This window comes from Lentzea atacamensis (assembly GCF_003269295.1).
In the GTDB taxonomy this organism is placed as follows: Bacteria; Actinomycetota; Actinomycetes; order Mycobacteriales; family Pseudonocardiaceae; genus Lentzea; species Lentzea atacamensis.
In genome coordinates this window covers 1,446,006-1,461,856 of the sequence record NZ_QLTT01000001.1, presented here as the reverse complement: position 1 = coordinate 1,461,856, position 15,851 = coordinate 1,446,006, and the positions used below count along the sequence as shown (strand labels likewise).

The 15,851-nt window shown below is 68.8% G+C and carries 12 protein-coding genes; 10 read left to right on the top strand and 2 right to left on the bottom strand.

All coding sequences use genetic code 11. The features are described from left to right. Window positions 1-3: 3 nt before the first annotated feature. From C8D87_RS06925 to C8D87_RS06915, 3 genes are all read left to right on the top strand, one after another. Window positions 4-6,045: an AMP-binding protein gene (locus tag C8D87_RS06925; protein ID WP_233441942.1), complete on the top strand. Its 6,042-nt coding sequence runs from the start codon at window positions 4-6 to the stop codon at window positions 6,043-6,045. A 67-nt stretch (window positions 6,046-6,112) separates the two neighbouring features. Beyond that, a complete protein-coding gene (locus tag C8D87_RS06920; RefSeq protein WP_109636094.1) occupies window positions 6,113-6,508 on the top strand; it encodes an ATP-binding protein in 396 nt (131 codons plus the stop codon). A gap of 82 nt (window positions 6,509-6,590) precedes the next feature. Further along, window positions 6,591-6,992 (top strand): ATP-binding protein, encoded by a 402-nt coding sequence (locus C8D87_RS06915; RefSeq protein ID WP_146771643.1) that lies wholly within the window; start codon window positions 6,591-6,593, stop codon window positions 6,990-6,992. Here the strand turns inward: C8D87_RS06915 and bla are convergent. Beyond that, window positions 6,985-7,845, bottom strand: a complete 861-nt coding sequence (gene bla / locus C8D87_RS06910; RefSeq protein WP_112226312.1) for a class A beta-lactamase — start codon at window positions 7,843-7,845, stop codon at window positions 6,985-6,987. The two genes, C8D87_RS06915 and bla, sit on opposite strands and share 8 nt — an antisense overlap. Window positions 7,846-7,922: 77 nt before the next feature. After that, a complete protein-coding gene (locus C8D87_RS06905; protein WP_170166332.1) occupies window positions 7,923-9,041 on the bottom strand; it encodes an alpha/beta hydrolase family protein in 1,119 nt (372 codons plus the stop codon). Between the two features lie 134 nt (window positions 9,042-9,175). Between C8D87_RS06905 and C8D87_RS06900 the strand changes: the two genes are divergently transcribed. The 7 genes from C8D87_RS06900 to C8D87_RS06870 all read left to right on the top strand — a co-directional run bounded on the left by C8D87_RS06900 (window position 9,176) and on the right by C8D87_RS06870 (window position 15,832). Continuing rightward, window positions 9,176-10,555, top strand: a complete 1,380-nt coding sequence (locus C8D87_RS06900) for an extracellular solute-binding protein (RefSeq protein ID WP_112226311.1) — start codon at window positions 9,176-9,178, stop codon at window positions 10,553-10,555. Then, on the top strand, window positions 10,548-11,414 hold the full coding sequence (locus C8D87_RS06895; protein WP_112225946.1) for a carbohydrate ABC transporter permease: 867 nt from the start codon (window positions 10,548-10,550) through the stop codon (window positions 11,412-11,414). The genes C8D87_RS06900 and C8D87_RS06895 overlap by 8 nt, the downstream gene beginning before the upstream one ends. Next, window positions 11,411-12,232 carry a carbohydrate ABC transporter permease gene (locus C8D87_RS06890; protein WP_109636105.1) on the top strand — a complete coding sequence of 274 codons (822 nt, stop codon included), beginning with the start codon at window positions 11,411-11,413 and terminating at the stop codon, window positions 12,230-12,232. Before C8D87_RS06895 ends, C8D87_RS06890 begins: the two co-directional genes overlap by 4 nt. After that, window positions 12,232-13,215, top strand: a complete 984-nt coding sequence (locus tag C8D87_RS06885; RefSeq protein ID WP_112225945.1) for an ABC transporter ATP-binding protein — start codon at window positions 12,232-12,234, stop codon at window positions 13,213-13,215. The genes C8D87_RS06890 and C8D87_RS06885 overlap by 1 nt, the downstream gene beginning before the upstream one ends. A gap of 4 nt (window positions 13,216-13,219) precedes the next feature. Beyond that, complete coding sequence (locus tag C8D87_RS06880; RefSeq protein ID WP_112225944.1) at window positions 13,220-13,906, top strand: phytanoyl-CoA dioxygenase family protein; 687 nt, start codon at window positions 13,220-13,222, stop codon at window positions 13,904-13,906. 100 nt (window positions 13,907-14,006) lie between these two features. Further along, window positions 14,007-14,828: an ABC transporter permease gene (locus C8D87_RS06875; protein ID WP_233441940.1), complete on the top strand. Its 822-nt coding sequence runs from the start codon at window positions 14,007-14,009 to the stop codon at window positions 14,826-14,828. After that, window positions 14,825-15,832 carry an ABC transporter substrate-binding protein gene (locus C8D87_RS06870; RefSeq protein ID WP_112225942.1) on the top strand — a complete coding sequence of 336 codons (1,008 nt, stop codon included), beginning with the start codon at window positions 14,825-14,827 and terminating at the stop codon, window positions 15,830-15,832. Before C8D87_RS06875 ends, C8D87_RS06870 begins: the two co-directional genes overlap by 4 nt. The last annotated feature ends 19 nt before the right edge of the window (window positions 15,833-15,851 follow it).

The window sequence follows — 15,851 nt, the reverse complement described above, 5'->3', positions numbered from 1 at the left end:
GCTGTGCACAACGACCTTCCCGCACGGATCGCGGACCTGCTCGGCCTCGACGACGTCGGCGCCGACGACAACCTGATCGAGCTGGGCATGGACTCGATCACGATGATGCGCCTGGCCGGGGCGTGGCGGAAGGAAGGCGTCGGCGTCAAGTTCGCCGACCTCGTCGCCAATCCGACGCTCCGCGCGTGGCAGTCGCTGCTCGGTGCAACGACCCAGAACGATGTCCGCCGGGTGGACATCGACGAGACCGCACCGTTCCCGCTGGCGTTGATGCAGCACGCCTACTGGGTCGGCCGCGCACCCGGCCAGCAGCTCGGCGGGGTGGCCGCGCACTTCTACCACGAGTTCGACGGCACCGGCGTCGATCCGGAACGCCTCGAACGCGCGGTGCGGGCGGTGATCGCCCGGCACGGCATGCTGCGCGTACGCGTGCTCGACGACGGCACCCAGGTCATCGTCGACGACCGCTGGCCGGGCCTGACCGTCCACACGCAGTCCGATGTGGACGAACTGCGCCGGACATTGTCGCACCGCAACATGGACATCGCGAACGGCGAGGTGTTCGACGTTCAGCTGTCCCTGCTCGGCGACGGCCGGACCCGCGTACACGTCAACCTCGACATGATCGCCGCCGACGCGCTGAGCCTGCGCGGCCTGCTCGGCGACCTCGCCCGCGCGTACCAGGGCGCGGAGCTGCGGCCGCTGGACTACAGCTTCCCGCGCTACCTCGCGGAACGCTCGCACACCGCGGGTGAGCAGGACGTCGAGTACTGGCGGCAGCGCCTCGCCGAGCTGCCCGGCGCGCCCGAGCTGCCGGTGACCGGCGCGGACACGGCCGTCGTGCTGCGCAGGCACCGCTGGCTCGCCCCCGACGAGGTACGCGCCCTGGAGACGAACGCCGCACGCCACGGCCTCACGCCCGCGATGGCGCTCGCGGCCGTCTTCGCCGAGACCCTGACCGCGTGGAGCGCCGAGCCGCGCTTCCTGCTGAACCTGCCGCTGTTCGACCGCGAACCGCTGCACGCCGACGTCGACGAACTGGTCGGCGACTTCACCTCGTCGATCCTGCTGGCCTGGGAAGGCGGTCTGCCGGGTACCTTCGCCGAGCGCGCGCTCAGGCTCCAGGAACAGTTCCACGCCGACGTGGCGCACAGCGCGTACTCCGGCGTCGAGGTGCTGCGGGACCTGTCGAGGCTGCACGGCGAACGCGTGCTCGCGCCGGTCGTGTACACGAGTGCGCTGGGCCTGGGCGAGCTGTTCTCCGACGAGGTCAAGGGCTGCTTCGGCGAGGCGTCCTGGATCATCTCGCAGGGCCCGCAGGTGTGGCTGGACGCGCAGGTCACCGAGCTGAACGGCGGTCTGCTGGTCAACTGGGACATCCGCGAGGACGCCTTCACCCCCGGCGTGCCGGACGCGATGTTCAACGCCTACGCCGGTCTGCTCGACTGGCTGCTCGTCACCCCGGACGCGTGGACCACGCCCGTGCCGGCACTGCTTCCCGTGGAGCAGCAGGAGATCCGGTTCCAGGTCAACGACACGGCCGTCCGCCGCGAGCCCCGCGGCCTGCACGACCCGTTCTTCGCCCAGGCCGCGAAGACTCCGCACGCACCGGCGCTGCTGTCCGACGAGGTCGTGTCGTACGGCGAACTCGCCGACCGGGCCAGGAGAATCGCCGGACAGCTGCGACAGCAAGGGGTTCAGCCCGGCGACCTGGTCGCGATCGACCTGCCGAAGGGTCCTGAGCAGGTCGTCGCGGTGCTCGGCGTGCTCGCCGCCGGTGCCGCCTATCTGCCGCTCGGCACGCAGCCGCAGGCCCGCAAGGACCGCATCCTCGCCACCGCGGGTGTCGCACACGTGCTCGGCGAGCTGGTCTTCGGCGACCCGATCGACCCGGTGCCCGGTGGCGATCTCGCCTACGTCCTCTACACGTCCGGCTCGACCGGCGAGCCCAAGGGCGTGGAGATCACCCACTCCGCCGCCGTCAACACGATCGACGACCTGAACGAACGCTTCGCGATCGGGCCGGACGACCGGACGCTGGCGTTGTCCGCGCTGGAGTTCGACCTCAGCGTGTACGACATGTTCGGGCCTCTGGCCGTCGGTGGCGCCGTGGTCTGCGTTCGCGACACCGGACGCCGTGACGCCACGAAGTGGGTCGAACTGCTGGTGCGGCACCGGGCGACGGTGCTGAACTGCGTCCCCGCGTTGCTGGACATGGTGCTGACGGTCGCGGAGGAGGACCTGCCGCTGCGGCTGGTGCTGCTCGGCGGTGACTGGGTGACGACAGATCTGCCCGGACGGCTGTGGGAGCGTGCGGCCGGGTGCAGGTTCGTCGGGTTGGGCGGCACGACGGAGACCGCGATCCACTCGACGGTCTGCGAGGTGGTCACCGTCGATCCACAGTGGACCTCCGTGCCGTACGGGACGCCGCTCGGGAACGTCCGGTGCCGGGTGGCCGACGCGCTCGGCCGGGACTGCCCGGACCACGTGCCCGGTGAGCTGTGGATCGGCGGTGCGGGCGTCGCGCGCGGTTATCGGGGCGATCCCGAGCGCACGGCGGCGAAGTTCGTGGACGGGTGGTACCGGACCGGGGACCGTGCGCGGTACTGGCCGGACGGCACGCTGGAGTTCCTCGGGCGGGCGGACCACCAGGTGAAGATCCGCGGGCACCGGGTCGAGCTGGGGGAGATCGAGGCGGCGCTGACCTCGCATCCGGCTGTGCGCAGCGGAGTTGTTGTGGTGACGCAGGAGGGAAAGCTCGCTGCGGCGATCACGGGCAATGCCGAGGATGTGCTGGATTTCCTCCGCGATCGCCTTCCGCCCGCCATGGTCCCCGACACCGTGACCGTGCTCCCGTCCCTCCCTCTCACCGCCAACGGCAAGATCGACCGCAAGCGCCTCGCCGCCGAGCTGCGCGGATCCGCCCAGCTCCGGGTCACCCCACCCGCGACCGAGACCGAACGTCAGGTCGCGGCCGCCTGGTCCGCTCTGCTCAACGTCCAGGAAGTGGGCCGTGAACACGACTTCTTCACCCTGGGCGGCGACTCCCTCCTGGCGACGCGGCTGATCGTCCGGCTGCGCGAGGCAGGCCTGGACGGGATGTCGCTCAGCGCCCTGTTCGCCAACCCGGTGCTGAAAGACTTCGCCGCCACCCTCGTGACCGGCGGGACAACAGCCCCGTGGCAGCTCGAAGCGGCCCCGGAACAACGCCACGAGCCGTTCCCGCCGACCGACGTGCAGCGCGCGTACTGGCTCGGCCGCGACGAGTCGTTCACGCTCGGCGGCGTCGGCTGCCACTTCTACCGCGAGTACGAGGTCGCCGACCTCGACGTCGAGCGGCTCGAGAACGCCGTCAACGCCCTGATCGCCCGCCACGAGATGCTGCGTGCGGTCTTCGACGAGAACGGTGACCAGCGGATCCTGGAAAGCGTTCCGAAATTCGAGGTCCAGCGCGGCTTCGACCGGGAAACGCAGTCGCGCACGGTGTTCGACCCGGAGCAGTGGCCGCTGTTCTCGGTCGCCGTCGACGGCAACCGGGTCGCGATCGGCATCGACAACCTCATCCTGGACGCGCTCAGCATCCTCATCTTCTACGCCGAGCTGGGCACGCTCTACGACTGCCCGGACACCGTGCTGCCGCCGATCGGGGTGTCGTTCCGAGACTACGTCCTGAGCCTGCCGGAACCGTCCTCACAGGACTACTGGGACGCGCTGGAGCTGCCGCCGGCACCGAAACTGCCGCTGGCCAAGGACCCTGCCGACGTCACCCCGGTCTTCAGCCGCCGCACCGCACACGTCGACTCCGGCCGCTGGAAGTCCGTCGTGGAGCGGGCACGCGAGCACGGGCTGACGCCGTCCGCGGTGCTGATGGCCGCGTTCGCCGAGGTTCTCGGCCGGTGGAGCGGGCGCGGTGACCTCACGCTGAACGTCACGCTGTTCGACCGCGCCGAGGTTCATCCGGACATCACCAGCGTGATGGGCGACTTCACGTCGTTGCTGCTGGTGGCGTGCGGCGAGGGCGAGACCTGGCTGGACCGGGCGAAGTTCGCGCACGAACGGCTCTGGCAGGCCATCGACCACCGCGACGTCTCGGCCGTGCGGGTCATGCGGTCGCTGCCGGAAGGCATGCCGGTCGTGTTCACCAGCGCCCTGGGCGTCGGCGTCGAACAACCGAGCACCTTGTTCGACCAGCAGGTCTGGGGCGTGTCGCAGACCCCGCAGGTGTGGCTCGACCACCAGGTCACCGAGTCGGCCGGCGGTGTCGAGCTGAACTGGGACGCGGTCGACGAGCTGTTCCCCGACGGCGTTCTGGACGACATGTTCGCGGCCTACCTGTCCCTTGTGGACCATCTGGCGACCGGTGACTGGGCGGAGATCCCCGACCTGTTGCCCGCCGCGCAACGGCAGGTGCGCGAACAGGTCAACGCCACCGACGGGCCTGTACCGGACCGCACGCTGCACGCCGACTTCTTCCGGCACGCCGCGGAAACGCCTGACCGCGTGGCCATCGTGTGGGAGGGCGGCCGGCTCACGTACGGCGAACTGGCCGACCGCGCACTCCGCACGGCAGCAGTGATCGGCCCTGGCGAGGAACCGGTCGCGGTGTCGTTGCCCAAGGGCCCCGACCAGATCGCGGCGGTGCTCGGTGTGCTGGCGGCGGGCCGGGCCTACGTGCCGATCGGCGTCGACCAGCCACCCGCACGCCGCGAACGCATGCTGCGCGGCATCAGCCAGGTCGTCACGCGGCTCGACCTCGCCGCCCACCCCGCGGAAGTGGTGCATGCCGACCCGGACTCGCTGGCGTACGTCATCTTCACGTCCGGCTCGACCGGCGAGCCGAAGGGCGTGGAGATCACCCACCGGGCCGCGCTGAACACGATCGACGACATCAACGAGAAGTTCGCCGTCACGGCGGACGACCGGGTGCTCGCGGTGTCCGCATTGGACTTCGACCTCAGCGTGTACGACATCTTCGGCCTGCTCGGCGCGGGCGGCACGGTCGTCACCATCACCGAGGACGAGCGCCGCGACGCGGAACGGTGGCACGAGCTGGTCGAGCGCTTCGGTGTGACCGTGTGGAACACCGTGCCGGCGCTGGCGGAAATGCTGTCGATCGTCGGTGACACCAAGCTGCGGCTGGTCCTCGTCTCCGGCGACTGGGTCGGCCTCGACTTGCCGGAACGCTTCCCGGAAGCCAGGTTCGTCGCCATGGGTGGCGCGACCGAGGCGTCGATCTGGTCGAACTACGTCGAACTGCGCAGGCCAGAACCCGGCTGGCGCTCGATCCCGTACGGCACCCCGCTGCGCAACCAGCGGTTCCGCGTGGTCGACAGTGCCGGCAGGGACTGTCCGGACCGGGTCGCAGGGGAGCTGTGGATCGGTGGCGCGGGGGTGGCGCGCGGCTACCGCGACGACCCCGCACGCACCGCGGAGAAGTTCACCGGCGGCTGGTACCGCACCGGCGACCTGGGCAGGTACTGGCCGGACGGCACGCTGGAGTTCCTCGGCCGCGCCGACCAGCAGGTGAAGATTCGCGGTCACCGCGTCGAACTGGGCGAGGTCGAGGCCGCACTGCTGGCCTCACCCGGTGTCACGCAGGCAGTGGCTGCGGTGTCGCAGGGACGGCTCGTCGCGGCGGTGACCGGGTCCGAAGTGGACGCGGCCATCGTCGCCGAACGCCTGCCCGCACACATGATTCCGGACCACGTCGAACTGCTCGACGAGATCCCGTTGAGCGCCAACGGCAAGGTCGACCGCCAAGCCGTTGCGGCACTCGTCACACCTCGCACGGAATCAGCGGCGCCACAAGGAGAACTGGAAACCGAGATCGCCGCACTGTGGGCGGACCTGCTCGGGCTCGACGAGATCGGCCGTACCCAGAACTTCTTCACACTTGGTGGCGACAGCCTCAAGGCCACCAGGTTCGTCGAGGTCCTGCGTGGAAAACACGGGCCGATCGTCTCCTTGCGATCGTTCTTCGCCGCACCTACCGTCGCTGCGGTCGCGGAAGCGCTCGACGCGGACGTCGAGGAGGGCGTCCTGTAGTTGGTTTGGTGGCTGATGCAGTCGGGTACTCCGCGCCAGAACTGATCAACAGACCTCGAGGAGCGGTTTGGCGCGCGACCAGGCAGCGAGGACGGGTGAGCCGGCTCATCTGCCCCTGGGCAGGCAACGGCCGACTCTCGCGACCGTCCGGCGCTGGGTCCGGGTGGAGCTGACCGGCGAGGACGCCGACTGCGTCGCCGACGTGCTGCTGGTGGTGAACGAACTGGTCAGCAACGCGTACCGGTACACGTCCGAACCGTCGTTCCTGCGAGTGGTCGTGGAGAAGTCCAAGATCCGCATCGAGATCGAGCACGACGCCCGTGCCAACCCGCCGCTGCGGAAGGTCTCCCGGCCGCAGCGCGGGTACGGCCTGGTTCTGGTCGCGCGACTGTCCGATCGCTGGGGTGTCGACCGTGCTCGCGGCGGCACCGTGGTGTGGGCGGATCTGCCCCGAGAGTTGTGAACGAAGTTCGGTGGGTTTCGATGTACGCACGTCTGGGTACGGATCCTCCTGCCTTGAGCGAACAGGGCGCGGGGAGATGCTGATGGGTATTGCAGGACGGTCCAGCGAACGCCTGGACCTCGTCCTACCGGAGGGAATGCTGCCGCTCGCGAACGTGCGGGCGGAGATCCGCCGCCTCCTGCTGGGGATGCACGAGAACGTCGTGGTCGACGTGATGGTCGTGGCCACGGAGCTCGTGAGCAACGCCTACCACCACGCCGCCCCGCCGCGCCGTGCCCGCATCCTCCGCCTGCCGGAACGTGAAGTTGTGCGGGTGGAGGTCGACGACGGAACGCCAGGCCGGTTCCCGCAGCTGGGACGGATGGGGTTCCTCGGGCGACGGCAGCGAGGGTTGTTGCTGGTCAACGGTCTGGCGCAGGTGTGGGGACACAACCGGTACCCGGACTCGAAGACCGTGTGGGCGGACGTGTCGTCGGTCAGGTGAGGGTCTTGGTGACGTAGGCGGCGGCTTCGGCGATGAGCGCCTCGTCGTACTTGGCGTCCGCGGCGGACCTGCTGGACATGATCGCGATCAGGATCGGCTCCCGATTCGGCTGCCACACGACGGCGATGTCGTTGGCCGTGCCGTAGTCGCCGGTGCCGGTCTTGCTCGCGACCCTGCTGCCCTGCGGCACACCCGCCCGGATGCGCTTGGCTCCGGTCACCGAGCGCTCCAGCAGATCCGTGAGGAAGCCGCGTTTCTCCTGGTCAAGGGTGTTGCCGAGGACGAGTCGCTGGTAGTCCGTGCCGAGTGAGCGCGGAGTGGCGGTGTCGCGCGGGTCGCCGGGCGTGGCCTCGGTGATGGCGGGCTCGATCCGGTCCATGCGGGTCACGTCGTCGCCGAGCTCGCGCAGGTACTTCGTGAGCTCGGCAGGGCCGCCGAGTTCACGGAGCAGCAGGTTGCCGGCCGTGCCGTCGCTGAACCGGACGGCGGCGTCGCACAGGTCGCGCAGCTTCATGCCGGTCTGGACGTGCCGTTTGGTGATGGCCGAGCTCTTCATCAGGTCGGCCTCGGTGTAGGTGACGACCTTGTCCAGATGCGTCATCGGGTTGCGGTGCAGCACGGCTGCCGCGGCCAGGCCCTTGAACGTCGAGCAGAACGCGAACCGCTCGTCCGCGCGGTGCTCGATCGTGCCGACGCCGGCCGCGTAGACGCCCAGCCGCGCGTCGTACTTCTTCTCCAGCTCGACCAGCGCGTCGTGCCGGACGGGCGCCGCGCTGGTCGTTGTCGTCGGTGAAGCGGCAGTCGTCGGCGTGGCCGGGGTGGCCGCGCATCCGGCGAGGGGGAGCAGGGTCATCGTCTTGAGCAGGGTGCGTCGAGCGGTCACCCCTCCACGGTATTTGATCTCGGGAGGTCGTCCGAGCGGGTTTCGCGTCACTGCACCAGGCGGATCCCCGGATGGCGTGGCCGGTCGAACAGCGTCGTGTTCCGGTGCTTGAGGTGGAGGTCGAAGAACGCGGCCACGTGGTCGTGCTGGGCTTTGAGCGCGTCCTCGGGGTTGATCGTGCCGACGAGACCCGCGCGGCGTTCCGGGGAGATCTGCGCGATCTGCGGCACCGACCACTGCAGGTCGCTGAAGCCGAGATGCGCGCCGTTGTCGAGGTGCACGTCCCGCTTCCACCCGCGCTGGTTGGGCCAGAAGTCGGCCCACGTCCTGGTCAGGCTCGTGTCGACGTGCGACAGTTCCCGTTCGCCGAGGTCGCCGCCGAACAGCAGGAACGGCCGGTCCAGACCCTTGGTGACGACGTCACCGGGGGCGTAGGTGCCGCCCTCGCCGGTGTGCTCCATCGCGCCGTCGATGTTGATGCCCGCGTCGAACCTGCGGTCGTGCGCCATCGTCTCGCCCGCCGTGTAGCCGCCGTAGGAGTGCCCGGCGATCCCGACTCGGCTCGTGTCCGCCCACTTGTGCAGTCGCGGCAGTCGCGTCAGCACGAACCGCATGTCGGCCACCCGCGCGTCGATGGCCTTCTTCATCGTTTCGGGCTTGCCGTCCTGCATCAGGCCCCGCTCGACGCGGTTGCCCGGGAACTCCACGGCCACCGTCTCGTGGGTGTGGCTCACGGTCACCACGACGTAGCCGCGGCTCGCCAGATCGTCGGCGGCGCCCGCGTAGAACTCGCGCGGCGTCTGAAGACCTGGCGAGAACAGCACCACCGGCCACCTGCCCGGCACCGCGGCGGCGTCCACACGGGCCTGTCGCGGCGTGCCCGCCCAGTCGACCGTCCCCGCAGGGATGTCGAGGTAGGCAGGGCTGGAGATGATCGGGTCGATGACCTCCGCGAAGCCGGGGCTCAGCCACGGCGCCCGTGTTCCCGTGCGCTTGGCCGGGTAGCTGATGGTCACCATCAGTTCCCGGTTCTTCGACGGTTGGAACGGGTCGAGCCGTGTGGAATCGACCAGGTGAGCGTCGAACGTTCCGACCGGGAACGGGCCGCTGAGCTGTGGCGTCACGAGTGCGGAGGCAGCCAGGACGGCCGCCGGAAGCAGGTGCATTGTTGATCTACCCCCTTCACGCGTGAGCCTCCCAGGCGCGCGCTGAGAGGGGGCTGAGAGCTTGTGGCCGCGATGATCCAGTGCCATGTTGGGTGCTGACGTACCAGCTGGTCCTCTGGGTGGGGAGATCACGGATGCGGCGGACAACGGGGTTCGGGCTGCTGGCGGCGTGCGGGTTGCTCGCGGGCTGCCTGGGGCAGTCACAGCAGGGTGATCAGGCGCGCAACGCCGACGCCAAGGAGATCACGCTGACGATCGTCGCCAACGCGGCGGCGGGCGGGAAGAACGCGCGCGGGGCGAACTGGCTGCAGAACTGGGTGGTCCCGAAGTTCACCGAGCAGCAGAAGGCCAAGGGTGTCACCGCCACGATCAAGTTCGAGCAGAACGGCACCGGCGACGAGGACTACAAGACCAAGGTCGCGCTCGACCTGAAGACCGGCGGTGGTGGCGACATCATCGAGATCGACGGCATCTGGCTCGGCGAGTTCGCGCAGGCCGGCCAGATCAAGCCCCTGGACGACGTGGTCGGCAGCACGGACTGGGACGGCTGGAACCAGATCCCCGAGGCCGTGCAAGGGCTCGGCGAGTTCGAGAACAAGCGGTACGGCGTGCCGATGGGCACCGACGGGCGCGTGCTGTTCTTCAACAAGAAGCTGTTCGCGCAGGCCGGACTGCCTGCCGAGTGGCAGCCCAGGTCGTGGCAGGACGTGCTCGACGCGGGCGCGAAGCTGAAGTCGCTGGCCGGTGTCACGCCGATCCAGCTCAACGCCGGCACCGCGATGGGCGAGGCCACGACCATGCAGGGCGTGCTGCCCGTACTCGTCGGCACCGGCAAGCCCGTCTACGACAACGGCAAGTGGCAAGGGGACTCTGCTCAGCTCAAGGACGTTCTGGGCCTGTACCAGAAGATCTACGGCGGCGGGCTCGGCGATCCCGTGCTGCAGCAGGAGGCCAACGGCAGGCAGCGCTCGTTCCAGCTGTTCAGCGAGAACAAGATCGGCATCCTGCTGGAGAGCGACTACTTCTGGCGTTCCGTGGTGGAGCCGAAGAACGGCGTGGCGAAGATGGCCGACCGGGACGCCGCGGTGGGCTGGGCACTCGTTCCCGCGAAACAGGCCGGTGCGGGCGTGGGCGGGCAGGACTTCGTGAGCATGTCCGGCGGTGGCGTGCGGGTGATCAACCCGAACACGAAGTTCCCGAAGCAGGCGTGGGAGTTCGTGCAGTTCCTCAACTCCGCCGAGGCGGTGAAGGAGTCGCTCGCGGGCACCGCGCAGCTGACGCAACGGCAGGACGTCAACGACCAGGTGCTGTCCGGCGACCCGATGCTGTCGTTCGTCGCGGAGAAGGTCCTGCCGATCACGCGCTACCGGCCGGGACTCGCGAACTACCCCAGGGTGTCGGCGGCGCTGCAGCAGGCGACCGCGGACGTGGTGTCCGGCAAGAGTCCTGACGACGCTGCTCGCGCGTACCGCGAGGCGCTGGTGAAGGCGGTCGGCGAGGAGAACATTGGATAGCTCCGGTCTCGGCGTCCGGCGCGGTCTGGCGTTCGTCGCGCCGGCGCTGGTGCTGATCGGGATCTTCCTGGTCTTCCCCGCGCTGTGGACGCTCTACATCGGCATCACGAACTACCAGCTCACCGGGCCCGCGTCGGCGAACCCGCAGGTGGTCGGGCTGGACAACGTCGTGGAGGCCGTGCGCGACCCGCTGTTCACCAACTCGGTGTGGCTGACGGCGTTGTTCGTGCTGTTCTCCGCGGTCATCGGGCAGAACGTGCTCGGCTTCGCGCTGGCGTGGCTGCTGCGGTCGACCAGCCCGTGGCTGCGGCGCACGATCGAGGGCCTGGTGCTGCTCTCGTGGATCCTGCCCAGCACGGTCGTGGCGTTCCTGTGGTTCGCGGTGCTCAGCAGGGACACGGGAACCCTGGGGCTGCTGCTCGGCTCACCGGAGACGTCGTGGCTGGTGCAGTACCCGATGACCAGCCTGATCATCTTCAACATCTGGCGCGGCACGGCGTTCTCGATGCTGCTCTACACCTCGGCCCTGGCCGCGGTGCCGCCGTCGCAGCTGGAAACGGCGCGGCTGGTGGGTGCGTCGGGCCGGCAGACCGTGCGGGACGTGGTGTTCCCGCACATCCGCGGGCACGTGCTGACGAACACGTTGCTGATCAGCCTGTGGACGGCCAACGACTTCACGCCGTTCCTGCTGACCTCCGGCGGCCCGAACCACCAGTCCGAGGTGCTGCCTGTGCTGATCTACCGGCAGGCGCTGGAGAGCGGGCAGCTCGGCTACGCGTCGGCGATGTCGTTGCTGCTGCTGGTGGGCAACCTGGCGATCGCGCTGGTGTACCTGAGGCTCCTGCGGAGGCGGGCATGAGTCCTCTGTGGATGGTCCGGCGGATCGGCTTCTACGTGCTGATCACCGTGGTGCTGGCGTTCTTCGCCGTGCCGATGCTGTGGCTGGCGTCGGCGCCGTTCGACTCGAAGCCCGGTCTCGGGCTGCGGTGGCCGGACTGGACGCTGTCGAACGTCGCGGCGACCTTCGACCACCCGTTCACGTTGTCCTCGCTGGTGAACTCGTTGATCCTGTGCGCGATCGCCACGGTCGTGACGACGGTGCTGGCGGCCCTGGCGGCCTACGCGTTGTCGCGGGTGCGGATCCCCGGGCGGGATCTGTTGCTGTACCTGCTGTTGCTGCTGTCGTCGGTGGTGACCGGCACGGCGGCGATGGTGCCGATCTTCGTGATGATGCTGCAGCTCGGCTTGATCAACTCGCACTTCGGCACCGCGCTGGTGATCGCGGGCGGCATGCTGCCCGCGGCCATCTTCATCCTGAAGGACTTCATGGACGCCGTGCCGCGCTCCTACGAGGAGTCGGCGCGGGTGTTCGGCGCCTCGCCCCGCCAGATGCTGAGCCACGTCGTGCTGCCCGTCGCGCGACCCGGCGTGGCCACGATCTTCGTCTGGGCGTTCGTCAACGCCTGGGGCAACTTCCTGCTGCCGTTCCTGCTGCTGCGCGACGTCGGCCAGCAGCCGGCGGCGGTGTTGCTGCGCACTCTGTACGACGAGGGCGGCAGCGCCAACCTGACGGTGATCCCGGTGTTCTCGTTGCTGTACTCGATCCCGGTGGTCGTGCTGTACCTGTTCGTGAGCAAGCGGTACGGGTTCCGATTCCACGGAGGCATCAAGAGCTGATGGCGGGCATCACGATCGCCGGTCTGTCCACCGTGTACCCCAACGGGGTGCGGGCGGTGGACGAGCTGGATCTGGAGATCTCCGACGGCGAGCTGTTCGCCCTCCTCGGCCCGTCGGGCTGCGGCAAGACCACGTTGCTGCGCACCATCGCGGGCCTCGAGGGCGCCTCCGAGGGAGCGGTGTCGATCGGCCCGCGCGAGGTCACCCGGCTGCAGCCAGGTGACCGCCGGGTCGCGATGGTGTTCCAGGACTACGCGCTGTTCCCGCACATGACGGTGGCGGAGAACATCGCCTATCCGCTGCGGGTGCGGGGTGTCGCGAAGTCCGTGCAGCAGGAGACCGCGGTGCGCACGGCGGGTGGGCTGAGCCTGGGGGCGCTGCTGGACCGGCGGCCGGGCCAGCTCTCCGGTGGCCAGCAGCAACGAGCTGCACTGGCTCGTGCCGTCGCCGCGTCCGCCGAGGTCCTGCTGCTGGACGAGCCTCTGTCCAATCTGGATGCACGGCTGCGGCTGGAAGCACGGACGTTCCTGAAGAAGCTGCAGCGTGAGCTGGAGCTGACGACGGTGTTCGTGACGCACGACCAGGCAGAGGCGCTGGCGCTGGCCGACCGGATCGCGGTGATGGACGCCGGCCGGATCCGGCAGCTCGGCACGCCGCGCGAGGTGTTCCAGCGCCCCGCGGACACGTTCGTCGCGAACTTCATCGGCTCGACGCCGATGAACCTGGTGCCGCGCGGCTCCGAGATCATCGGCGTGCGCCCCGAGTACCTGACGCCCTCAGCCTCGGGATTGTTCACCGGCTCGGTGTCCATTGTGGAGAACCTCGGTGTGACGTCGCTGGTGACGCTGGACTGCGGCGAGGACCAGATCGGCTACATCGTGCCGGAGGACGCCGAGCCCGCCATCGGCACCGCGGTGACCGTGGACGCCCCGCCCGCACGCGTTCTGCGCTATGACAAGGAGACCGGCCTACTCGTGAGGTGACCCGATGTTCCAGACCGACGGCTACGAGACGCACGCCGGCGTGCTTACTCCTTCGAAGTTCGAGGGACTGGCCCGGCACTTCGAGGCCAAGCTCGCCGCACTGCCGGAGGGTCAGCGGCCCGAGCACATGGACGTGCCGCACCTGACCGACCCGGCGCTGTTCGAGTGGCTGCTGGACCCGGACGTGCTGGATCTCGTCGAGTCGCTGATCGGCCCGGACATCGCGTTGTTCTCGTCGCACTTCATCTGCAAACCCGCAGGCGACGGCAAACCCGTGCCGTGGCACCAGGACGCGCACTTCTGGCGCGACACGATCGACCCGGCGGGCGACGCCATCACGGTGTGGCTGGCCATCGACCCGTCCACCGCGGAGAACGGCTGCCTGCGCGTGATCCCCGGCAGCCACCTCGCGGTCGTCTCCCACCGGGGCAACGACGACTCCTTCTTCAACCAGGAAACCTCCGTCGACGAGTCGCTCGCCGTCGACGTGGAGCTGGAGCGCGGCGCGTGCAGCATCCACTCGGCAATGCTGGTGCACGGCAGTCCGCCGAACCGGAGTTCGCTGCGGCGGTGCGGCTACACCATGCGGTACATGCCGACAACCGTTCGGTTCCTAAAGGCCGAAGATCATCGGATCTATCTCGCGCGCGGCCGGGACCACGCGGGCAACGTCTACGCCCCGGTGCCGTGATTCGTCGGTGGTCTGGTCCAGCTTGATCGATCCTCCACCTTGACCGGTCAGCGAGGCGGCCATAGCGTACGGGAAAGCGCTTTCCGACCGAGGGGGCTCCGTGAAACCGGTTCCGGGGGACCGCTGGCGTGGTGTGGCCGAGCGATCGTGGCGTCCCGCCGCACTGCTCGCCGCCTGCCTCGTGATCTGGCACCTCATCACCGTCACCGGCCTCGTCGAGGCCTATCTGGTGCCGTCGCCGGGCAAGACGTTCGACCTGCTCGTGGACAAGTGGTCCTACCTTTGGGGGCACACGTGGGTGACCACCTATGAGACGATCCTCGGCTTCGTCATCGCGGGCGTACTCGGCGTCCTGATGGCCGTGGCGATGGTGTACTCGCGGACCATCGAGAGCACGGCCTACCCGATCCTGCTGTTCGCGCAGGTCATCCCGAAGATCGCCGTCGCGCCGCTGTTCGTCGTGTGGCTCGGCTTCGGCTTCGAGCCCAAGGTGATCGTCGCCGTGCTGATGGCGTTCTTCCCGGTCGTCATCTCCACAGTCACCGGCCTGAAGTCGGTCGACACCGAGATGCTCGAGCTCGCGGCCACGATGGGCGGCGGCCCGGTCAAGACGTTCGTGAAGATCCGCTTCCCGGCCGCGCTGCCGCACCTCTTCGCCGGCCTGAAGGTCGCCGTGACGCTGGCCGTCACCGGTGCCGTGGTCGGCGAGTTCGTCGGTTCCAACGAAGGCCTCGGGTACGTCATCCTGCAGGCCAACGGCAACATGGACACCCCGATGCTGTTCGCAGGCCTGATCGTCATCTCGGTGGTCGGCATCCTGCTCTTCCTCCTGCTCGACCTCGCCGAACAGCTGATGCTCCCGTGGCACTCCAGCAGGCGTGGCGCCGCCGTCACAACCCTTCTAGCGAAAGGCGGAACATGAGGAAACTGCTCGCAGGTCTTCTCCCCGCGATGCTGGTGGTTGCAGCCTGCGGTGGTGGCGGCGGCAGCCCGGCGCAGCCCGGTGGTGAGGCCAAGGACGTCACACTCACCCTCAACTGGTACCCGTACGGCGAACACGCGCCGTTCTACTACGGAGTCAAGCAGGGCATCTTCGAGAAGCACGGCATCAAGCTGAAGATCGAGGCGGGCCAGGGCTCCGGCAAGACCGTGCAGGCGACGGGTGCGGGGCAGACCGACTTCGGCTGGGCCGACACGTCCGCGCTCGCCACCGCCGTGGAGCAGGGCGTGCCGGTGAAGAGCGTCGGCGTGTACCTGCAGACCACGCCCGCGTCCGTGCAGTTCTTCAGCGAGAAGAACATCAAGAAGCCGGAGGACCTCAAGGGCAGGTCGGTCGCCACGACCGCGGGTGACGCGCTGACCAAGACGTTCCCCGCCTTCCTCAAGCGCAACGGCATGCAGGAGTCCGACGTCTCCATCCAGAACATCGACCCTGCGGGCAAGATGGCCGCGGTGATCTCCGGCCGTACGGACGTGTTGCTGGGCTTCGCGTCCGACCAGGGGCCGACGATCAAGGAGAAGTCCGGCAAGGACGTGGGCTACCTCCGGTTCTCCGAGTTCGGGCTGAACTACTTCAGCAACGGCCTGCTCACCAGCAAGGCCATGCTGCAGAAGGATCCCGAGCTGGTGAAGAAGATGGTGGCGGCCACTCAGGAGGCCTGGAGCGCGGCCGAGAAGGCACCGGAGGCCGCGGCCGAGTCGATGAAGGGCGCCGCGGAGCAGCTGCCGTCGCCCACGGTCGTGCTGGAGCAGTTCAAGACGACGCTGACGTTGCTGCACACCGATGCCACGAAGGACAAGGCGCCGGGCGTCAACACCGTGGACGACTGGAAGAAGACCATCGACACGTTCCAGCAGACCGGCATCATCAAGCAGGCCTCGGAGCCGTCGGCCTACTGGGAAGAAAGCGTTGCCCCGAAAGGATGAGCACAACAGGGATGAGCTC